Origin of the sequence: Dyadobacter psychrotolerans, assembly GCF_004349265.1 — a bacterium.
In the GTDB taxonomy this organism is placed as follows: domain Bacteria; phylum Bacteroidota; class Bacteroidia; order Cytophagales; family Spirosomataceae; genus Dyadobacter; species Dyadobacter psychrotolerans.
On sequence record NZ_SMFL01000008.1, the window covers coordinates 111,507 to 133,265 of the forward strand.

Annotated in this window: 14 protein-coding genes; 5 read left to right on the plus strand and 9 right to left on the minus strand. The window is 40.9% G+C overall.

What is annotated here, in order from left to right; all coding sequences use genetic code 11:
- Positions 1-46: 46 nt before the first annotated feature.
- The 4 genes from E0F88_RS20845 to E0F88_RS20860 form a co-directional block, all read right to left on the minus strand.
- Positions 47-1,162, minus strand: coding sequence for a fatty acid desaturase family protein (locus E0F88_RS20845; protein WP_131960218.1), 1,116 nt, complete (start codon positions 1,160-1,162; stop codon positions 47-49).
- Between the two features lie 229 nt (positions 1,163-1,391).
- Positions 1,392-2,672 carry a methionine adenosyltransferase gene (gene metK, locus E0F88_RS20850; protein WP_131960219.1) on the minus strand — a complete coding sequence of 427 codons (1,281 nt, stop codon included), beginning with the start codon at positions 2,670-2,672 and terminating at the stop codon, positions 1,392-1,394.
- Positions 2,673-2,885: 213 nt separating this feature from the next.
- Positions 2,886-3,764 (minus strand): lipoyl synthase, encoded by an 879-nt coding sequence (gene lipA / locus E0F88_RS20855; RefSeq protein ID WP_131960220.1) that lies wholly within the window; start codon positions 3,762-3,764, stop codon positions 2,886-2,888.
- A gap of 57 nt (positions 3,765-3,821) precedes the next feature.
- Positions 3,822-4,583, minus strand: coding sequence for a hypothetical protein (locus tag E0F88_RS20860; protein WP_131960221.1), 762 nt, complete (start codon positions 4,581-4,583; stop codon positions 3,822-3,824).
- A 230-nt stretch (positions 4,584-4,813) separates the two neighbouring features.
- On the opposite strand from E0F88_RS20860, the gene E0F88_RS20865 reads away from it, so the two are divergent.
- Complete coding sequence (locus tag E0F88_RS20865) at positions 4,814-6,070, plus strand: 3-deoxy-D-manno-octulosonic acid transferase (protein WP_229213852.1); 1,257 nt, start codon at positions 4,814-4,816, stop codon at positions 6,068-6,070.
- Between the two features lie 38 nt (positions 6,071-6,108).
- Here E0F88_RS20865 and E0F88_RS20870 read toward each other — a convergent pair whose 3' ends face one another.
- Complete coding sequence (locus E0F88_RS20870; protein WP_131960222.1) at positions 6,109-7,335, minus strand: ROK family transcriptional regulator; 1,227 nt, start codon at positions 7,333-7,335, stop codon at positions 6,109-6,111.
- Between the two features lie 354 nt (positions 7,336-7,689).
- Between E0F88_RS20870 and rsgA the strand changes: the two genes are divergently transcribed.
- Entirely contained in the window at positions 7,690-8,625 is a 936-nt protein-coding gene (gene rsgA / locus E0F88_RS20875; protein WP_131960223.1) for a ribosome small subunit-dependent GTPase A, read from the plus strand.
- Positions 8,626-8,651: 26 nt separating this feature from the next.
- The gene (mce, locus tag E0F88_RS20880) at positions 8,652-9,059 is read left to right on the plus strand and encodes a methylmalonyl-CoA epimerase (protein ID WP_131960224.1); all 408 of its coding nucleotides are present in this window, start codon (positions 8,652-8,654) and stop codon (positions 9,057-9,059) included.
- A gap of 12 nt (positions 9,060-9,071) precedes the next feature.
- Here mce and tamL read toward each other — a convergent pair whose 3' ends face one another.
- The 4 genes from tamL to E0F88_RS20900 all read right to left on the minus strand — a co-directional run bounded on the left by tamL (position 9,072) and on the right by E0F88_RS20900 (position 20,068).
- Entirely contained in the window at positions 9,072-11,513 is a 2,442-nt protein-coding gene (gene tamL, locus E0F88_RS20885) for a translocation and assembly module lipoprotein TamL (RefSeq protein ID WP_229213853.1), read from the minus strand.
- A complete protein-coding gene (locus tag E0F88_RS20890) occupies positions 11,503-16,476 on the minus strand; it encodes a translocation/assembly module TamB domain-containing protein (protein ID WP_131960226.1) in 4,974 nt (1,657 codons plus the stop codon). The genes tamL and E0F88_RS20890 overlap by 11 nt, the downstream gene beginning before the upstream one ends.
- 128 nt (positions 16,477-16,604) lie before the next feature.
- Complete coding sequence (locus tag E0F88_RS20895) at positions 16,605-17,318, minus strand: hypothetical protein (protein ID WP_131960227.1); 714 nt, start codon at positions 17,316-17,318, stop codon at positions 16,605-16,607.
- Between the two features lie 338 nt (positions 17,319-17,656).
- Positions 17,657-20,068 carry a TonB-dependent receptor gene (locus tag E0F88_RS20900; protein ID WP_229213854.1) on the minus strand — a complete coding sequence of 804 codons (2,412 nt, stop codon included), beginning with the start codon at positions 20,066-20,068 and terminating at the stop codon, positions 17,657-17,659.
- A 326-nt stretch (positions 20,069-20,394) separates the two neighbouring features.
- Between E0F88_RS20900 and E0F88_RS34075 the strand changes: the two genes are divergently transcribed.
- Both E0F88_RS34075 and E0F88_RS20905 read left to right on the plus strand, forming a co-directional pair.
- The gene (locus E0F88_RS34075; RefSeq protein WP_220466362.1) at positions 20,395-20,598 is read left to right on the plus strand and encodes a hypothetical protein; all 204 of its coding nucleotides are present in this window, start codon (positions 20,395-20,397) and stop codon (positions 20,596-20,598) included.
- Between the two features lie 81 nt (positions 20,599-20,679).
- Positions 20,680-21,711 carry a quinone-dependent dihydroorotate dehydrogenase gene (locus E0F88_RS20905; protein ID WP_131960228.1) on the plus strand — a complete coding sequence of 344 codons (1,032 nt, stop codon included), beginning with the start codon at positions 20,680-20,682 and terminating at the stop codon, positions 21,709-21,711.
- Positions 21,712-21,759 lie beyond the last annotated feature (48 nt).

Sequence of the window (21,759 nt, forward strand, 5' to 3'; positions counted from 1 at the left end):
TGAAAGTTTCAGGCGCTTTTGTATCGTTAAAAATCTTATTGTCAAATCAGGCTGGCTGTAATTCCGGTTTGTTGATCCGAACCTCTGTTCCCATACTTCTCAGCATGCGTACATGTGAACCCAGTGCATTGATAAAATCTTTCTTTGCATTGTAATCATAGCCAAATTCAGCAGCAGTTGCTTTCACAATTGGAGACAGCGCATGGTAATGAACGTGCGATATCGATGGAAATAAATGATGTTCGATCTGGTAATCCAATCCGCCGATGTACCAGGACAGAATGCGGTTTTTACCGGCAAAGTTTGATGTTGTCTGGAGCTGATGTACAGCCCATGCATTTTCTATATTTCCCGAAGTATCCGGTTCGGGCTGTTCAACGCCTTCCACCACATGTGCCATTTGAAATACGGTGCTTAATATGATTCCGGCCGTGCAATGCATCGCTAAAAATCCTGAAAACCATTGTCCGAAAGTTATTGGCAAAAAGTATAACGGGATAACACAAATGAAAACAACGTAAGCCAGTTTGCTTATCACCAGCCTGATCAGTTCTTTACGCGGAAATGGTTTGGTCATTCCGGATTCGGACATTTTATTAAACAGAGAAATTTCCTTGAAATCTTTCCATAAAAAGGAAATCGTCATCAGACTGTATAAAAAGAATGCGTAGATGTGCTGAAAACGATGGATGTATTTCTGCTTCTCCTGATAGGACAGGCGTAAAAGAAACTTTCCGGTGATATCTTCATCCACCTCGTGTATGTTCGTGTAAGTATGGTGGAGCCTGTTGTGCTGAACTTCCCAGTTATAGGCATTGCCACCCAAAAGATAAATGGAGCCACCCAGAATTTTATTGAGGATCTTTGAAGTTGCCAAAGAACCATGAATTGCATCGTGCATCACCGACATGCCTACGCCGGCAACACCAAGGCCCATAACAACAGTCAGAGCAAACATAGCCAGGTTTGAAAATGCTCCGGACATAATCAGAGAGTACGGAATGAGATAAAGGCTCAACATGAAAATAGCCTTGTATAAAATACCTGACCCGCCGGATTTACATATATCGTTAGCAGAAAAATACTGATCTACACGCTGTCGGAGGACTGGGAAAAAAGTTGATTTTTCCCGGTTCGAGAATTTGATTTTTTGGTATTGCATAACGAGGAGGCAATGTATGAAGCCCGCAAGAAGATTTTCTTCTTCAACCTATATGGAACGGTGTTTACTTCTAATTATTAGCTAAAAGTATGGATAATTTCGCCGATTCAGAAAGTTATTCTAAAATAAAGAGTTTGTCCCCAATATTATTATGCAAATCTGAGATACATGTTTAAAAAAATAGGCCGACTGTTATGCCGGCCTAAATTGTATTATCTAAGTATTATTTTTAAAGAGCAAATTTCTCTTTGATTTTATCAACGAAGTCCAGCTTTTCCCAGGTAAACAATTCAACTTCAACTTCTTTTTCTTCTCCGTTTGCACCTTTGAATGTTTTCTTCACAACCTCATTCTTCCGCCCCATGTGACCATACGCAGCAGTTTCAGAATAAATTGGGTTACGAAGTTTCAGGCGTTGCTCAATAGCGTAGGGGCGCATATCGAAAATCTCAGCGATCTTTTCTGCAACAGCTCCGTCATGGTCAGCAATCTTTGAAGTTCCGTAGGTATTAATGTACAAACCGCAAGGCTCAGCGACACCGATTGCATAGGAAACCTGTACCAGAACCTCATCACAAAGCCCGGAAGCAACCATGTTTTTAGCGATGTGACGCGTCGCATAAGCGGCAGAACGGTCTACTTTCGAAGGATCTTTTCCTGAGAATGCGCCACCACCGTGAGCACCTTTTCCACCGTAGGTATCAACAATAATTTTACGGCCGGTAAGACCTGTATCACCATGAGGACCACCGATTACAAATTTGCCGGTTGGGTTGATATGGTGGGTGATTTCTCCTGTGAAAAGTTTTTGTAATTCAGGAGTAAGTTTTGCCTTCACGCGGGAAATGACAATATTAATGACATCTGCTTTGATCTTGGCAAGCATTGTTGCTTCTGAATCGAAATCATCATGCTGTGTTGATACAACAATCGTGTCAATGCGCAGAGGCACATTTTCGTCGCTGTACTCAATCGTCACCTGAGATTTTGCATCCGGACGAAGGTATGGGATCAGATTTGGCTCGTTGTTACGGATGTAAGACATCTCCTGAAGAATCTTATGTGCCAGGTCAAGTGCAAGCGGCATGTAGTTTTCAGTTTCGCGTGTTGCATAACCGAACATCATTCCCTGGTCACCTGCACCTTGTGCATTGGCTTTATCTTCAAAACTTTCTGATTCTACCGCACGGTCAACACCCTGGTTGATATCTTCACTTTGATCATGGATCGCAGATAAAATACCGCAGGAGTTAGCTTCAAACATGTATTCACTCTTGGTGTAACCAATTCTTCTGATTACTTCTCTTGTTATTTTCTGAACATCCAGGTAAGTAGTAGTTTTTACTTCACCGGCAAGTACAACCTGGCCTGTGGTAACCAGTGTTTCGCAGGCAACCTTACTATTCTTATCCCACGCTAAAAAATTATCAATCAGTGCATCTGAAATTTGATCTGCTACTTTATCGGGATGTCCTTCAGATACGGACTCCGAGGTGAATAAATATGGCATAAAACTTACTTTTTTTGAATGTTATTTTTATGTGTGAATGTCTTTTGTATGAAACAAATCAGGTCACAAAATTGAACTTTTTTGTGAGATTAAACAAATTTTAAGTCTGGTTAATCTCGAATAACGTAGTGGAGTTAACCTATGTAGAAACCATATATGATAAAGCCTTGCACGTTTCGCGGGCAAGGCTTTATCTGTATGTTATAAATCAAATCAAATTGGAACATTAACGTGGCGCTCTGCATGATAACTGGAGCGAACTAATGGGCCGGATTCAACGTATTTGAGTCCGCGTTTCAAACCTTCCTCACGATAATTGTTAAACATTTCAGGTGTTATCCATTCAATCACCTCATGATGCATTTTGGTAGGCTGTAAATACTGACCGAGCGTTAATATGTCCAGGCCGTTTTCTACAAGGTCGTCTATTGCTTTAAAAACTTCATCCTGAGTTTCTCCTAAACCAAGCATAATGCCGGATTTCGTGCGCTGACCAAATTCCTTTGTTCTCTTAATCTGCTCAAGACTTCTGGCATATTTGGCTTGCGGACGTACAGAGCGATAAAGACGCTCAACTGTTTCCATATTGTGGGAAACCACTTCCTGGCCTGCTTCTATCATGTGAATTAAAGCGTCCCAGTTATTTTTTACGTCAGGAATCAATGTTTCAATTGTCGTTTCCGGTGTATTTTCTTTTACCTGTCTGACAGTCTGATACCAGATCTCTGCGCCGCGGTCCTTTAATTCATCCCTGTTAACAGAAGTGATAACCGCATGTTTAACCTGCATCAGTTTAATGGCTTCGGCAACGCGTCTTGGTTCATCAGCATCATATTCGTTAGGGCGGCCTGTTGCAACTGCACAGAAACTGCAGCTGCGTGTACAAACATTTCCTAAGATCATAAATGTAGCGGTACCGGCTCCCCAACACTCTCCCATGTTAGGACAGCTTCCGCTTTCACAGATCGTATGAAGTTTGTAATTATCTACTAATTGGCGTACTTTCCTGAATTCGGGGCCGGCGGGAAGTTTTACTCTTAGCCAATCGGGCCTTTTCCTGCGCTCCGACGGAATTACTGGTAATTCAATCATACTTTGATAAATGCGGATAGTCAGATCTTTGCGCTCTGATATCGGTTAAAAATTCTACTATCTTTTTTTGCTTCCAAAATACAGGGTAATATATCCTGATGAGAAAAAGCTTTTGTTTTCTGCGTAAAGCATGATATTGGGTTTGCGGGCAAATGCTTCCGCAAGAAATCCTATTTCGACACCTGTTACATTTTCACGAAAGGCGCTTAACTCAAAACTAAGTGCTGTTTTCAGGTGAACACCGGGTACAAAATTCATCTGGCCGAAACCCTTGAAAAAGCTCCCGGAACCAATAAACCCTTCATAAGGATTAGCAGCATCTGCGTCAATTGATTTGGTAACCACACGGCGGTCCGTTCCTTCAACCTGAATCATGTAGGGCTTTTCCAGGCCAATCGTAGGCCCAACAGCAACAATACCGCTGATTGAAATTCCCTCATCTTCATGCCTGCTAAAAAAAGTAACTTCTCTGCCGTATTCCGGCCTCAATGAAAAAAGGTAATTAAGCTTCCCTTCAACAAACCGGGCTCCTGAAACAAAATTCTGCTGAGCAAGTTCTTTCGGATGTTTCACATTTACCAGCTCCACCGCAAGATATCGATACTGATTTTTGCCGGAAAACTTCGAAGAAAGAATAGAAGACTGCCGAAAAACAGCACCACCCAGAATTCCTGAGTTGGTATTGGTTGTTAATCCGAACGATGTAAAGGTTTTATAACTATCCTCCAAATCTTCTGTCTTGGCGCGGCGCTGAGCAAAAAGATCTGCCGACAGGATGATCAGGAAAGAAACAGAAAGTAAAAGTTTTGCACGAATCATATCATATTGTGTATATCCTGTGACGAATCATAACGGAAACGAACGGTGAAATTACTAATTATTGATTTATCACTGCTGATCTCCGTTCCTGTTTAACGGTTTTTTGTACATTTATGTTCTTTAAGTTATAAAGAAAATATTTGTTACAAGGTTTCGACCTTTAATTTACAAAATATATCTGAAAAGCGCCGCGGTTCATTCTCTTTCTCAGATTTTTAAATAAGCCAAAATTGTCAGAATTCTTTTATCAGATATTTATCATTGCGTTCCAGGGCATCATGCGCGTCGCTGCCTGGTTTAGTCCAAAAATCCAACTGGGCGTTGAAGGCAGAAAGAACTTACTTCAAAAACTGGAAACAGTTTTACCTGGTTTGATAAAAGGTCGTCCGGTTGCCTGGTTTCATGCTGCTTCTTTGGGTGAATTTGAACAGGGAAGGCCAGTTATGGAAACCTATCGTAAAGAATATCCTGATCATTTTATTTTACTAACATTCTTTTCTCCGTCAGGCTACGAAATCAGGAAGAATTATGCGGGTGCAGATTATATCTGTTATCTGCCTATTGATACAAGAACAAATGCACAAACCTTCGTCAGGATCGTTAACCCGCAGATTGCTTTTTTTATCAAATATGAATTTTGGTATAACTATCTGGTTGAGCTCAAAAACCGGAATGTTTATGTTTTTTCTTTTTCAACGATATTCAGAGCGGGACAGGTTTTCTTTAATTCATACGGCGGATTTTACAGAAAACTGTTAACCTACTTTGATTATATTTTTGTTCAAAATCAGGAATCTGTCGATTTGCTCCAAAGGATCGGAATGACCCGCTTTGCTCTGGCAGGAGATACGAGATTTGACAGAGTCGCTGAAATAGCTGCACAAACTAAAAATTTACCGGTAATAGATAATTTTGTTAAAGGGCAGATGTGCCTGGTTGCCGGTTCGGTTTGGGGAAAAGACATGGAAGTTTTAATCCCCGCATTAAATGCGCTGAAGCAGCCAGTTAAAGTCATCATAGCCCCACATGAGATCAAAGCGGATGAAATCGAAAACTGGCGGAAGCAACTTTCGGGGAGCTCGGTACTTTACTCGGTCTATAAAGAAACGAACGGCGAAGAATCCTTTGACTATTTATTTATTGACAATATCGGGATGCTCTCGTCATTGTACCGGTATGGAAACATGGCATTTATCGGAGGCTCTTTCGGGTCAGGATTGCACAACATCTTAGAAGCTGCAACTTTTGGATTACCGGTAATTTTTGGTAACAAGGGTTATCACAAATTTCAGGAGGCGGTGGATCTGGTAAAACTTGGAGGAGCAAAAATCGTTTCAAATTCCACAGAAATCGTGGCTCTACTGGAAAACTGGATGATTGATGCTGAATTGCTTTCTGCTGAGGGAGCAGTTAGCAGGAGATACGTTGAAGAGAGAAAAGGTGCAACAGAGAAAGTAATGAAAGAAGTGAGAAAACTTCTGGTTTAAGAGCGAAATACGCGGATTGTATTTCGCTCTTAATTATTTTAATTGGCAAATTCCTTTGTTATCAAATGTTCAAACAGATAAGCCTGCGTCCCCAACAGACGCGCGCTTGCTCCCAGTTTTGAAATATGTATCGAAAGTGAATTTTTGAAATCTGAAAGGCAATATTTATTGATGGCCTGCTCAATAGGATTGGAAATAAATGGCCCGGCTTCTGCAAGCAAACCACCTACAATAATTACTTCCGGATTAAAAAGATGAACGGCAGTTGCCAGTCCTTTTCCAAGTTCGGTACCCACTGTACTCAGCAGATCAATAGAAAATTCATCTCCCGAATGAACTGCTTCGATGATGTGTGAAGTATCTAGTAAATCCAGATTATTGTTGACAATCTGAGTTAAAATAGTTGCTCGTCCGTTCTGTATTTCTTCTTTTGCCTGGCGGATCAGCGCCATAGCGGATGAGATGGTATCAAGACAGCCTATCTTTCCGCAATGACATAACAAACCATCCGGTTTAACCTGAATATGTCCCAGCTCACCGGCAAAACCGGAAGTTCCGTTAAAAACCTCTCCATTGACAATAATTCCCAACCCCACACCCCAGTCGATATTGATGGTCAGTACATGTGACTTGTCCATCGCAAAGCCAAACCGGTGTTCGCCTATTGTGGTAGCTTTTGTATCGTTAAAAAGATAGGTTGGCAGTTTAAAATGTTTGTTAAGATATGCAACAAGCGGAGTGCCGCCGGGAGTAAGATTTGGGTATGTCAGATTAACACCCTGTGAGGTATTAATCAGTCCTGGCATAGCCAATCCGATTCCCCATAAACTACTGTAACTAATATTATTGAAACTTAAAAAATCATCTGTAGCAGCAAAGAGATTTTTAAGGAAAGAAGAAGAATCATCAAGTTTGATATCGACTTTTCTTTTAACAACCAATTTATTATGAAGATCAAAGATGACCAGTTGTGTGTCATGGCGGTTGATGTCCATGATCAGAGTCAGATATTTTTTAGGATTCAGTCCGTATAAAACAGGGGGTCTTCCTGCTCTTGCCGGGCCGGTACCGGATTCGATGATCCAGCCCTCTTTCATAAGGTCATTAACAATACCGGTTGCAGAAGGAATACTCGCGTGAAACATCCGGGCCATCTTGTTGATGGACGTATCACCGGACTGATAGAGGTGTAGTAAAAGATTACTTCTTACGCGATTTTTTCTAATATCTATTACGGAATTCGGCTCCTCAGCAACTAGGTTCATAACGGGCAACAATACATTAACATTTACTAAATATACGGCAATTATTAATATTTCTTAATAATTAGCTAAATATATGGAAAATGTGTCAAAAAGTACTTACCGTAAAAGATTTGTTTGTAAATGCCTGATAAGTGTCATAATAAATTCTGTCTCATCATGATTCCCGTTCAACCTGTAACTTTCCGTAAACAATATTAGTTGCATATTTGCAAACGGCAAAATGTATTTTAAATAAAAACATGGAACTAAAAAAAACTACTTTCTTTATTTCTATTTGTTTTCGTTTTTATTACTGATGCAACACAGAGGAATAAACTTCTGTTATATTCGTCATTGCTAAAAAATATTTAAAGAATGTTATTAGAAAAAGGGCTGGTACTTCGCTCCACAGGTTCCTGGTACGAGGTACGGGATGCGCGGGACGGACATATCTGGCAGTGCAGGTTAAAAGGCAAGTTTAAAAATCTTGGGCTAAAAGTGACAAATCCGATTGCGGTAGGGGATCGGGTCCGGTTTGAGATAGAAGATGAAAATCAAAATTTTGGGATTATACATGAAATAGTGCCCAGGGATAACTATGTAATCAGAAGTTCGGTACATAAAACAGCACATGCCCACCTTTTGGCAGCCAATGTTGATCAGGCCATATTGATTGCTACATTGATTTTTCCTCGTACATCATTAGGTTTTATCGACCGGTTTCTGGTTGCTATCGAATCGTTTCGTATTCCCGGCGTGCTTGTTTTTAACAAACAGGATTTACTGAATGACGAAATCAAGGATTTTCAAAATGAGCTGATGGAATTATATGAAAGTCTTGGGTACAGGTGTCTGACAACGAATGCTATTGATGAAGAGGGTGTTCAGGAATTAAAGGATCTTTTAAAAGGAAAAGTTTCACTGTTTTCCGGTCACTCCGGCGTAGGAAAGTCTACACTTGTAAACGCGATTTCGCCCGGTTTGACAATAAAAACACAGGAAGTCTCCACCTTTGCCAACAAGGGAGTTCATACAACTACCTTTGCAGAAATGTTTGAACTTGAAAAAGACACTTTTTTAATCGACTCACCCGGAATTAAAGAGCTGGGATTGGCAGACATGAAACCGGAAGAAATAAGCCATTACTTTCCGGAAATGAGAGAGTTGTTAAACAAATGCAGGTTTAATAACTGTCAGCATATCAACGAACCGGGATGTGCTGTAAAATCTGCCGTTGAAGATGGAGGAATTGCATTTAGCCGTTATGAGAGTTATCTGAGCATGGTAGGAGGAGGAGATAACCGAAAATAAGAATCAAAAGCCTGACTACTTTAAACATGTTTGTAAACGTTGAACATATCGGTATTGCAGTAAAGGAATTGGCTGAGGCCGAGAACTTATATTCCCGTCTGTTTAGTGTTTTGCCTTATAAAAGAGAAATGGTTGAATCGGAATCTGTTTCCACTTCCTTTTTTAAGATTAATGAAACAAAAATAGAGCTTCTTGAAGCGACAAGCTCCGATAGTGTAATATCAAAATTTATTGAGAAAAAAGGCGAAGGTTTTCATCACGTAGCCTTTGAGGTCGACGATATTGTATCAGAAATGGCTCGTTTGAAAGGAGAAGGTTTTACACTTTTAAGCGAAACGCCAAAACGCGGCGCCGACAACAAACTGGTTTGTTTTCTGCATCCGAAAAGTACAAACGGACTATTGATTGAACTCTGCCAGGAGATACGTCAATAGTCCGGGAAATTCTTAGAACGGCAATCCAACTGCAATATTCAACACAAGGTTCTCCTTTCGCCAGGTTCTGCTGCCAAAATTAATTTCCTTAAATACCCATGGATTTTTATACTGAACAGGGGCATCCGGATCAAACGGAGCGTTTGGATCTGAATCAGCCGGAGTAACGGTGTACCACGGTTTTCGGAAAGGAGTTGCCAGGTCAAGACGGAAAACAAGGAAAGAAAAATCCAGGCGAAGACCAATCCCGCCGCCAACAGCCACCTGATTTAAGAAACCCTTTTTGAATACAGATTCCGCGCCGTAACCATCTTCCGCACTTCCACGATATGACCAGATATTACCGGCATCCACAAATACGGCACCATTTATAATATCTGTGAACTTCACACGAACTTCTGAATTAAATTCGAGCCTAATATCTCCAAATGCATTATATCCAAACAGACGGACTGAAGTTGTATCCGGATTGTAGGCACCAGGCCCCAAAGCCCTAGCTCTGAAAGCACGCAAACCAGTACTACCACCTGCAAAATATTGTTTAAACTGAGGTAACTGCATGGTCCTGGAGTTGCCAAACGGAATGGCTACGCCGCCAATAAAACGATTTGCCCATTTAATTTTTGAATTAATGGTTCTGTAGTAACGAACTTCTCCATCAAATTTAGCAAACTGTAAAATTGGTGTTTTCAAAAACTCCTTTGGAAGACTATCGACCTTATTTTTTCCGGCAAGAAGGCTTAGTAAATTCCCCCCGTAGTCCACACCACCTAAAAGAATAAACTGATTTTTGCTAAATGGTCTTGGTTTTGGACGAAAGGAAATGTTATAGTTTGAGCCCATAATAAAGAATTGCTGATCTATGAGCTGAAAATACCGGTATAGATCAAGAGGATTGGTATTCGGATTTTCAGCAATTCTGCCTAAAAGCTCAGTATTTACATTGCCCGTCCGCACGTAGTTCCAGGCAATCGGTGTAAGTGTGTGTTCAAGCTGTGCACTTTTACTCCATACATAAGCCCAGTCTGCTCTTATGGATGTGGTGGTATAAAATCCCTTTTGAACTCTGTTTTCGTAATTTAAAGAAAGTACGGTTTTAGGGAGAACCTGGCTTTTTTCAGGACGTACTCTATAAAACGGAATTACAAATCTGGGAAATGAGAGAGCTGCTCTTGCACCATATCTGGTAAATTCATTACCAACCCTGTTAGGATTTTCAATTCTGTTACCGCCTAACTGAATATCAAAACCATAGTATGCTGTAAGCGTAAGAATTTCTGCACCCCTTAAAAAATTGCGGTTTTTCCAACTGACGTCAATTTGAGAGCCACCTAAGTTGTTCGATTTGGTACTGGCACTCAAAATGGTTTGAATGGATTTTTTCTTTAATGGTGCTAACTCATAAGTTACATTCAGTAATGCCGAGTCAGAACGAGGGACCAGCTCAAAGTTGTTTTTGACAAATTTGAAATTCGAGAAATTAACCAGTCTGGTTAAAGATAATTCCTGCGTTTTATTGTTGTACAAATCACCCTTTCTAAATCCGATCGCGTCGTAAAATATTCGTCGCTTATATAATTTACCAGGATCGGTCACCGCAATTCCTCTTCTTGCAGGGCCTCTGTTTACCGCGCTGTCTGCACTTGTATCTTCATTTGTTCCTGTATTTACAAAAATACCGTTTATGTAGTATTGCTTTAAAGCGGTTTGAGCCGTTTCTTTTTTTACTTCCAGATATAAATTAACCTGTTGAGGAGCCATCGTGGAATCCTGCCGGCCAATGGTTGAGTCAACTCTTACGATCAGATAATCTGGATTAAAATAATAATATCCTTTACCTTTCAATTCCTGATCGATGCGCACACGCTCAGCAGTAGCAACATCCAGACGGATCGGATCTCCTTTTCTGAAATAAGTGTTTTTATTTGTTAAGACCAGGTCTTTATTAAAAGTTGAACTGTCAGGTACAACGAATTTTATTTCATTAATAAAATACCTTGGCATTACATAGGCTTCATATTCTGCGGTGGCCGTTTTCTTTTTACTATAATTCAATTTACCGCTTGCAGAAGATTTGTAATAACCTTCGTTATCCATAAAAGAAACCATGTTCTTTGCATTGATGTCAACAATCCGCTGCGATGCGTAAATTGGTGGTTCTCCCAATTTTTTACGAAACCAGCTGCGAAGGCCGCCTTCATCCTTTGGCTCACCAATAAAATAATAAAACCATACTTTCCAGGGGAATCCAAACAGGGTTTTGTTTGGAGCAGGTTTTATAATCGATTCAAGGTTATCAGCGAGGTCTGATACATTTGGTTTTGTAATGGTATCTGCCTGTACTTTAACTTTATTACCTACATACAAGGCTTGCCCCTCCGGCACATATTTTTGTACCGAGCAGCTGTTTAACAAAACACATATTATCAAGAAGGCTAAGGTATTAATTCTCATTTTTTTGCTTTTGAAAAATTTCACGGAACAGGTCATAATCTGCCGTTATAATAAAACTCACACCAGTTTCGACAATAAAACCTTCCAGAATAGACTGATACTGGTTTTTTCGATAACCTCTGACAAGGTATCTGCCGTCTTTGGTAAGGGTATAATCCAGTGCAATGTTATCAACTACTTCGGTAGAACTAGGTGTTTGGCTTTTACTTTCAAGTTCGAAGTTTTTACCAACAGAAATTTTAAGTCTGTCACCCAAAAATGCCTTACTAAGCCCTACATTCAAATCCGTACGGGCACCTGCCTGCTGGTCGGTAGTCGAGTTGAGGGCAAGATCCAGATTGACGCCTTTTACTAAATCTGAGGCAAGATTGTTAAGCTGGTCGCTTAGCAGCTGACTTACACTTTGGCGTGCAAGAGCTTCCGCACTTGAACCAATATTGAAACCGGATGATGTCTGATCCGTTATAAATTTGTTGGTGATCAAAAGAGCAAACGCCTGTTTATTCATTTCGGAAGGATTGTTTTTCATGTCATTCCAAAAGGTCTGCCCTTCAATATCCCGCACAACGTTTTGTGATACTTCCGCTCCGGGTTCTACATTAAAGGTAATGTTAGGTGTTGCCAGATTTCCGGTGATGATGATCTGAACCTGGATCGGGATCTTTCTGTCACCTTTGTAGTTGTTATCAATTGAGCCGGGATCCACCATCACCTCGTAAACCGCAGTAATGTTCAAATCCGCTTTCATTGGATCACCCGTCCAGATCAGGCTGCTTCCTTTTTGAATCTGGAATTGCCTTTTAAGAATTTGCAGTGTCAGGTCATACGAACCCTGCGTTACGTCGTAAGCACCAATCAGATATAATTGCCCATTGGGGGCTATTCCGGTATTTAACTTGGCATTTCCCTTAAGCTTGATATTGTCACCATTCAATTCGTCGATTACAACTTTGAAATTTGATTTGTCATCCACATCGATATCGAGAGAAATCTGAGATGCAAAATCAACCATGATCTGCTGGGTTTCGATGGAATCAACTTTAGCAACCTGTGTGGAATCGCTCATATCCACAAACTCGATAACACCTTTCTGAGCATCTCCGGCTTCGGTAGCATTGTCGGCAAGTACAACCGTAATATCACTTCCCGAATCAACCTTAACATCACCATCTACTACCGATTTGCTGCCTTTTCCTTTTACAGTCAAATTCGCATCAATCGACGCTTTACCATAAAACAGTTCATTTTGTTTTTGGGTAGAATTTAGAACTGTAAAATCTTTGGCACCAATGGTCAGGTTATATGAAACATCAGGCAACGTAGCAATGTTTACATTGCCATTAATCTTCATCTGCCGGCTTAGTGAGTCAGCGATGGTGAAATTATTGAAATTGATATTTTGCTGATTAAACTGGATGGCCTGCTTATTCAAAGAATATCTTGAACCAAGCTGCGTAACGTTGAATGCAACGTCATCAAAATTGATTGCACCGTCAAGCTTGGGGCTGTCTGTTGACCCTGTGATTTTTGCTTTACCAGTTAAGTTACCGCTGGCTTTCTGAAGCTGTCCAAAGCTAAAAGCTTCAACCGTGGAAGCGCTCAGCCTTTTAAGATCCATGTTGAAATTGAGGGCATTAGCAGTTTCTTTCAGGTTATAGCTGCCACCCATACGTATGTCATTTTGGTCACTCACAAGCGACATTCCGACACGTATCAGGTTTTCGGTTTCATTGGTGGACCTTAAACTTAAATTCCCAACGGGTATTTTCATTACCGCAAGGCTGTCAATTGTAAGCTGCCCTGTGTAAACCGGCGCTACCATGTAGTTACTTAGCAGGACTTTTCCTTTTAACAAACCGGTTGCCATGGTAGAGTCGCGAGTCACAATAGCGATCATTGGCCCGATAGAAATATTATCCATCTGAATATCCAGCGGGCTGTTCGGTTCCGGTGTGGTAGAATTAATGCTTAAAGATTGCTCACCATCGCGGATGACAAAATTTTTAACAAAGACACTATCCGTTGCATAAGAAATATAGCCGGAAGTATCTGTTTGCCAATTTCGGTAATTCAGCAAGAGATTGTCACGCAAATTCAGACGGTAACTGTTATTGGCAACAAGCAGATCTCCTTTTACTGAATGCTGATCAACATTGACGGAGTCTTTTACAATGAAGTCAAATTTCACATCATTGTTGACGATCTCACTGTTGAGAGAAGCATTTTGCATTCTGAAACTTCCTGTATTCACCAGACCAACCTGTGCATCCAGCGCAGCATGTTTGTCCACGTTACTGAAATTTACATAAACCCTTTCTGTATGTATACTATCATATTCAACAACTGGTATGGTAAGTCTTGCAACAATAGATGAATCCTTTTGATTGTCTACTGCGGCATGAAATGTAACCGGATTAAGTTTCGTAAGCTGTGGAGCTAAAATTTTGAAAACCGGATGGTTAATTACTGTGGCATCTACGGTAAAATCAACCGGCTTGGTGACGGGAGTGTAAGTCAGGCCGGGTGCTTTGAAGTGCTTGCCAACCTCCGTAAACAACACATCCGCCAGTTCTGTGTACACAAAATTACCTTCCATTTTAGCTTTCAGAAAGGGAGAGTCGATGCTTGCCTGACGCTCTCCACTTGAATCAGTCAAAGCTACATGCATATCAGAAACGCTGATGGGTCTGCCGTGATGTGTTAAAACCAGATCCGTAACATCAATATTTCCCAGCGGATTCTCGGGGTTCGTTGAAGGCATATCAACTTTGATATCACCTTTTACCTGCAGGGAGTCAGCATAAAGATTAAGGGCAGTTAAATTAAGGTGACCGATATTTACATCTCCTTTTACAGAAGGGAATTCTTTGGACATATCTGCCTGACCGTCGATACTAACCTTTATGTTTTGATCATTCATTTTGGCCGAAACATTTGCAAGGCCTCTGTTAATGTTGCCGGACAGGGTCAGATTATTGTAAACGTAACCTTTGATATCGGCGCTTTGTACTGTTCCGTTCAGGCTGGCCACCATTGTTTTCGGGGCATAACCAACACCGTTAAAGTCCGTACTGAGTGTAAGCTTGCCAAATTGTTCAGGAGGCTGTTTCATCAGTTTTCCTAAATCAAAATCCTGAAAACTCAGTGTACCGTTATATTTAGCTCTTACGCTATCTGTGATGTCCTTAAGGTTGCCGGCAAAAGTTCCTGTTCCGAAAGAGGTATTTATGGTAGTGTTAACAGTAAGATTAGCCATTGAACCATTGACCTTACCTGAAATTTTAATGTTTTCCGGAATTTCAATGGAAGCAGGAACAGCACTGTCAGGTAGCATTTTCAGCAGATCCTGTTTGGTCGAAGACAGCTCACCGATATTCATATCCACCGCCAGTTTATCAGCATTGGGTAAACCTTTGATACGTCCGTCCAGGCTTAAAACTGTTCCGTCCAGCATGCTGAATCTTGCTTTTGAAATAAGCAAGTCATCAACTGAACCTGTTATTAGCCCTGTTCCTTTTAACATTCCGTTTGGTTCTTTATCAAACGGTGGCGTTTTTGCAAGATCCGGTACGAGTAACAGTATGTCAGAAAAAGCAACCTGGCTATCTGTTAATTTCAACCGGATTTTTACTTTCGCAATGTCTTTTGAAAGCTGATCTAAATTTTCGTAACGAAGAACGAGCTCATCACGTAGAAGTGTATTTGGTGTTTTCAGGAAAAGATTTCTCAGGTATGTCTGCTGACTTCCGTAAGCAAAATTTGTTCTGAACTGTTCTATTCTAAAACCGCTTTTGTCTTTAAAAGAACCTGATTTAAGCGCACCGGCAATGTTTTCCGGAGAGAAGATGAAATCCTTTAAATCAATATCCAGGTCACTGATGTCTAAGTGCGCATAATCCAGACCTTTTGGTTGCTTTGATGTGTTAAAGTCATCGTAACGAAGGCTGTTATTTACTAGATTAATATCTCCAACCTTAACATTCCATCCGGGCGCCGCTTTGGCCGATGCATTTGCCGGCACTTCCTCTGGGGTGGTAGTTGCTTTGTCAATTTCTTCGCCAACTTTCTCTGCACCGCTTTTTGTTTTTTTTGCAAATTCGGCATAGGCAGTCATATTTTCCAGCTTAATATTCTGGATATCCACCTGCTGGCCGCCCATGTAAATTTTGTTAATCTTTCCTTCAAGCTTACCTACTGTAACGCCATTTTTCAGACCGGATGTTTCATCGGTAAAAATCCAGTTAAACTGACGAATGTCTACGTCACCTAATTTGAGGTCAAGCGAGTCAGATGGGTTGGATTCTGATGGCGTCGTTTCTTTTTGAAGTGCAGCATAGATCCGCAATTTTGCTCCGCTGTTGAAAAGCGTGATTTTAGTCGGATGATATTGAGAAGTGGACGGGTTAAATTTATCGAACTGAACAGAAGCAGAATCAATGTTTGCATCCGCGTCCGTTCCGATCACGGCATCATGGTAAGCCAGGCGGACATTTTTCATTGAGATTCTGTCCAGTCTCATTTCCATGGGTGCAGCCGTTGTATCAACAGGTGCAGGATCTTCGGTACCCGCGAAAGCATCTACAATAAACTGAAAGTTAAAAACCGTATCCGGTAATGTGCGGTGAATGTTGGCAGTTATGCCTTCCAGTTCAATTTTGTTGATTCCCACATTGCCTTTTATAAGGCTGTACATGTCGATATCCACATACAGTTTTTTACCTGCAAAAAGCGTATCACCTTTTTGGTCGGCAAAATAAACGCCTTCCAGAAGAATCCAGTCGGGGACGTCAAATCTTACTTTTTCAATATTAAGATTTGTTTTTAGTTTTTTTCTCAGGTAAGAATTTGCCTGGTCGGTGAGAAAGTTTTGGCCTGTCGGAGTTTGAATACCCCATATCAGAACGCCTATCAATATTAATACCGTCAGGATTATTATTGCCAATACTTTCAATACCTTTTTCATTCTTTCAAGTTAAACCTCGCCGGTGAAGGTCGGCGCAGGTAATGTATTCAATAAGTTGCAAAAAAACTGGATAGCTATTTTTGAATAACTATCCAGCATTAAAATATTGTACCCGCTAATTTACCATTCTATCGTTTGAACAGCTCAGCATTAACAGCATCATTAATTGTGATGGCAGAAGTAATCGTTACAGGTTTCTTATCCACACTGTTTATTTCAACTAATTTGGCAGGATAAAGCAAACCATACCCTGATTTTGTATACGCCGACAAATCTGTCACTGTTTCAACACCCCCGCGATTTTCTTTCTGACGAATAAGCAGGCCGCTTTTGGCATCAAAATACAAATTGTATTTTGCTCCGTTACCCTGCAATTCTACCTGATTTACAGATACTCCGTTTAAAGTTTCAGTACCCACGGTTGTTGCAATAAAACCCCGGTTTTGGTAATCTATGAAAGGAGCGAGGTTATCATAAATCTCTGTTTTCATGTTTTGCTGTTCGGCAGCGCTCAGATCTTTCACATCCATTTTGTTGCCAAGCGGTACTTTAATCCAGCCTTCATTATCCTTTACAGTATAAACGAAGCTCCTTTTCATAATTGTTTTTGATTTGTAAATCGACTTTTCAGGCACAGAAACCACTATATTGGCGTCGTAAGGTGTCGATGTCGCCGTAGCGTAGCTTCGCTTTATATTATACGATTTGACTGCGTCCCATAATCCCTTGCCACCGGTAGCAGTATAATATTTGGCGAAAATTGAATCTGCCGGTAATTTTTGAGCGAAAGTCAATGTATTTATCAGCAACAAGGCGATTGATATTCCTAAGATCTTTTTCATAATGACTGTTTTTATTTTGTACAATAGTAATACGAATAAATTCATCAGAAGTAATTGTTCTGATAAATTTTAGAGCGTAGATTATATACAGGGTTTAAATGTCTACCCGGCTGTTAACCTTTGTTAACCATTGAATAAGGGCAAAAATTATTCCAGCCCTTACAATATACGTTTTATGTATCAAATGCGGTTGTACCAACAGGTTTATGCATCCTGTGTAAGTCATCAGGAATTGGTAACTGGCAAAATATGCTTGGTGAATGCCCCAACAATTAAGGGTAGCTGATGTCGTGATCAGCTACCCTTAATTCCTTAAATATCAATATTTAACTTGCGAACTACGCACCATTTGCCGGCCGGGTTGAAATTTTCCCAAAACGATAATTAAAACTAATATTAATAAGTCGGTTGGTCTGATGCCAGAGAGAATATTGGGAATAAGTTGCTGTGTTCAGCTGACTTTTATAAGTTCTTGATAAAAACACATCCTGGATGTTGAAAGAAACTGTGGCTTTTTTTTCCATTAAATCCTTACGAATCCCCATATTGGCTATAAAAACACCGTCCCGGGATCCCTGTGCTATGGCTCTTGGACCTTCATAATTTACATAAGCAGAGGCACGGAAATCCATGGGAAGCTTTATGAAAGCGTTTAAATTTCCTGAATAACTCCATGCCCTGTTGTCGATCTGTGCCATTCTGGATACTACTTCGCTTCTGAAAATACGACCGCTGCCATTGATTTTTAGAATTTCCCAAAGTGTGCTGTTAAAGTCTGTTTCAAGTCCGTAGGACATTTCTTTTCCAACGTTATCATACCGGCTCAGTGAAGTTCCGTTTTCATCAATAGTTCTGATTCTGGTGATGGCATTATCGGAATAATCCATAAACAGAGACGGTCCCCAGCCGCCGTTTGTTTCGTAGCTGGAGTAGCCAAGTTCGGCCTTGTGTGTGAATTCAGGTTTAAGATTCGGATTTCCTGTCTGAACATTCCTTGGGTCAGAAAGATCGGTGAAAGGGTTTAGCCAATCTGCTTCCGGGCGTTGTACTCTCCGGCTATAGTTTAGTTTAAGCTGTGAGATGTCACTCAGTTTTCTCGTTATTGCCAAAGATGGTACCAGTGTAAGAAAATGAACGCCAAACTGCCGGTTACTGCTGATCTGGTTGATATCCTGATTATAATCTGTTATCCTTAAACCTGTTCTGATTCCCCACTTTCCGGTTTTTTGGGAAAAAGTTACAAAACCCGTGTACGTTTCGTCCTGATAAGCAAAAATGTTACTTAGTCTGGAGTTGAATTCAAATTCCTGATTTTCTGAATTCAGACTGTAAAAGGCGTTGGTGTTATCATTGCTGTTAAACCGCGAGCGAACCCCCACTTCCAGCGTTGCTTTTTTCGTGATGGGCCAGGTATAATCGGTGTTCAGGAAAAGGGAATTCCGGTTGTTGTTTCTCAGGTTTTGCTGATGTCGATCCAGGCTGTCTATATTACTTTCCTGATCAAAATAGGATTCACCATCCGATACGCCCATTGAGTAATTCGCAGTGAACGAAAAGAGCTGATCTTTTTTATCGAATTTTTTGCGGTAATCAAAACTAAAATTCATGTTGCCGCCATCGCCGTTGCCTTTGTTGATACGGGTAAACTCTTCTTTTACTGTACCGTTCTCAAACGTGGTTCTGTTTAAAAGATCACTGTAACTTTCATTTTTGTAGCGTGAGTAATTTGCACCAACTTCGATCGTGTTTTTCTCATTGAAGTCATAATTCATTCCGATTCTTCCAAAGGCGTTTTTGTTGCCGTTATCCCCGGATCCTGCTTGTTTAAGGAATGTCGGTGTTTCAGATACAAAGTTCTCCCTGTCCAGTGTGCGCTCCCAGTATTTGTCACCCATCTGACCGCTTACAGATGAATTTAGTCCAAACTTGCCGGCCTTGTAGCTCACATTGGCCGATCCTGCATGCGTGTTTGTATTACCAAGGCTAAGGCGGACGCCGCCGTTTGTACCACGAATTTTGACTTTTTTTGTTATAATATCGATCACCCCGGAAGCGCCTTCACCTTCGTACTTTGCTGATGGAGTGGTCATTACTTCAATCCGTTCGATCAGGTTGGCAGGAAAGGATTGCAAAATCGTTGGTAGATCACTGCCATATAAATTGGAAGGTTTGCCATCAATTAATACCACCACATTTCCTTTTCCTCTTAACTGCGGGTTACCGTTTTCATCCAGGGAAACCGCAGGTAGCTTTTCAAGCAGATCGCTCACATTGTTACTGGCAGCCAGCATATCCTGCCCAATGGTGACAATCTTTTTATCAATATCATCCACAATCATACTTTTTTCAGCGGTGATTGTCACTTCACTTAGTTTTTGCGCTTCGGACGTAATCGTAAGCGTTCCAAGATCGACCAGGTTAGCCTCCGTTGCAACTCTGACGTTGGCAACATATAGTGTTTGGTATCCAAGGTTGGTTACCCGGAGAATATAATTACCGGGTTTTACATTGGGAACGTTAAAAATCCCATCGAGGTCAGCGATGCTTCCCTGTACCACGGCAGAATCCTTTACAGTAAGCAAGGCAATTGTTGCAAAACTGACACCGGTATTATTGGGAGATTCCACAATTTTACCAACAAGCTTGCCGCCGTCAGCATAAATGGATTTTTCCGCGGATAGTGCGTTAAGTGCCGGCAGAATCAGCAACAGAAGGACGTACAGCGGGTTTTGAAAAGTTTTTCTTCTCACAGTAAAGAGTTTATTATACGTTAGGGGTTTTTAGGAATGCTATTTTGTCAATGAAGGAGGGTAGTATTCGCGGTTTCTAAAAAACTGTAATTATAAATATGCCGGTTTTCAGGTCAACGCGTTTTTGCTGCAATATAATATATGAAATTGTAAATAAAGAAGGAACTGTAGTATTTTAAACGGTGGTCCCGGGATTGTGCATCTATTTTAAAATGTTGGAGTTTGAAGATGACATATAATCGATGATCAGGCTATGAGGCAAGCAATGCGAGAGGAAAGAGTTAGCTTTTTGTTATATTTACGACGTGCATATTGAAGGAAGCGACATGGGAAAAAAGCGAGCAATTACAATTTATGATGACATGGACGGTCCATACCTGGAATCGCTACGGCAAGGTATGACTGATACTGTTGAAGGGCGCTACTATAAATTTTTCGAAGAAATAAGAAAGTTTAATAAGATAATGGGGATAAAGAAAGATCCGAATGCACGACGTACCATTGAAATTAAGGGATTAACATGGATGTGAACTGATATTTCATTCCTCCCTCCATAAAATAAAAATCCCCCTCTATTCCCCGCTTCCCCGCAAACCTCCTATTTTTGCAGCATGTATAAATATCTGGTTGCACCTATCCTTTTTCTTTTTGACGCTGAGCGGGTTCATTACTTTGTCTGCGAGGTATTACACATTGCTTTTAAGATTCCGCTCGTTCCCCAGCTTTTACGTTCCATGTATACCTATGAGCATCCTGATCTGGTTCAGGAGGTTGCAGGTTTGCGTTTTCGTAATCCGGTTGGTCTGGCTGCCGGTTTTGATAAAAATGCCGAAATGGTTGATGAACTGGAAGCGCTGGGATTTGGATTTATAGAGATCGGAACCCTAACGCCCAGAGCTCAGCCAGGTAACGACAAACCGCGTTTGTTTCGTTTAAAAGAAGATAAGGCGCTGATCAACCGGATGGGTTTTAACAACAAAGGGGTGGAAGTAGCCGCTGCAAAACTTCGGCACCGTAAATCTAAAATACTGGTAGGAGGCAACATTGGTAAAAATAAGGATACCCCTAACGATCAGGCACTCAGCGACTATCTGATTTGTTTCCAAGAACTGTTTGATGTGGTGGATTATTTCGTTGTGAATGTAAGTTCTCCCAACACGCCCGGCCTTCGCGAATTGCAGGAAAAAGAACCGCTTACTGCGTTACTTGGAGAATTACAGAAACGTAACAAGGAGAAATTTACGCCAAAACCGATCTTTCTTAAAATAGCACCGGATTTGACAACAAGCCAGCTGGACGATATTATTGAAATAGTAAAAGCCTCCGGAATTGCTGGGGTAATAGCAACCAATACAACCATAAGCCGTGATGGTTTGAAAACTTCTGCTTCTGAAATTGCAAACATCGGGGCGGGAGGGTTAAGTGGCGAACCGTTGGTACATCGTGCGACGGAAGTAATTCGTTACCTTTGTGAGAAGTCAGGAAACGCTTTTCCGGTAATTGGGGTGGGAGGGATATCTCTTCCGTCACAGGCACTGGAAAAAAGAAAAGCCGGAGCCAGCCTTGTGCAGATTTATACCGGGTTTATATACGAAGGTCCCGGACTGGCCAGCCGGATTTGCAAAGCAATGGTAGGCCATTAATTGTTTTCTTACTTTATAATTACCACTTCACACATCCTAGTTTAGTAA

Excerpts from the sequence above, each read along its gene's own strand:
- E0F88_RS20845 (WP_131960218.1), bottom strand. The coding sequence starts at position 1,162 with ATGCAATACCAAAAAATCAAATTCTCGAACCGGGAAAAATCAACTTTT.
- E0F88_RS34075 (WP_220466362.1), top strand. The coding sequence starts at position 20,395 with ATGGGAAAAAAGCGAGCAATTACAATTTATGATGACATGGACGGTCCA.
- lipA (WP_131960220.1), bottom strand. The coding sequence starts at position 3,764 with ATGATTGAATTACCAGTAATTCCGTCGGAGCGCAGGAAAAGGCCCGAT.
- tamL (WP_229213853.1), bottom strand. The coding sequence starts at position 11,513 with ATGAGAATTAATACCTTAGCCTTCTTGATAATATGTGTTTTGTTAAAC.
- E0F88_RS20860 (WP_131960221.1), bottom strand. The coding sequence starts at position 4,583 with ATGATTCGTGCAAAACTTTTACTTTCTGTTTCTTTCCTGATCATCCTG.
- E0F88_RS20905 (WP_131960228.1), top strand. The coding sequence starts at position 20,680 with ATGTATAAATATCTGGTTGCACCTATCCTTTTTCTTTTTGACGCTGAG.
- E0F88_RS20870 (WP_131960222.1), bottom strand. The coding sequence starts at position 7,335 with ATGAACCTAGTTGCTGAGGAGCCGAATTCCGTAATAGATATTAGAAAA.
- E0F88_RS20895 (WP_131960227.1), bottom strand. The coding sequence starts at position 17,318 with ATGAAAAAGATCTTAGGAATATCAATCGCCTTGTTGCTGATAAATACA.
- mce (WP_131960224.1), top strand. The coding sequence starts at position 8,652 with ATGTTTGTAAACGTTGAACATATCGGTATTGCAGTAAAGGAATTGGCT.
- metK (WP_131960219.1), bottom strand. The coding sequence starts at position 2,672 with ATGCCATATTTATTCACCTCGGAGTCCGTATCTGAAGGACATCCCGAT.
- rsgA (WP_131960223.1), top strand. The coding sequence starts at position 7,690 with ATGTTATTAGAAAAAGGGCTGGTACTTCGCTCCACAGGTTCCTGGTAC.
- E0F88_RS20890 (WP_131960226.1), bottom strand. The coding sequence starts at position 16,476 with ATGAAAAAGGTATTGAAAGTATTGGCAATAATAATCCTGACGGTATTA.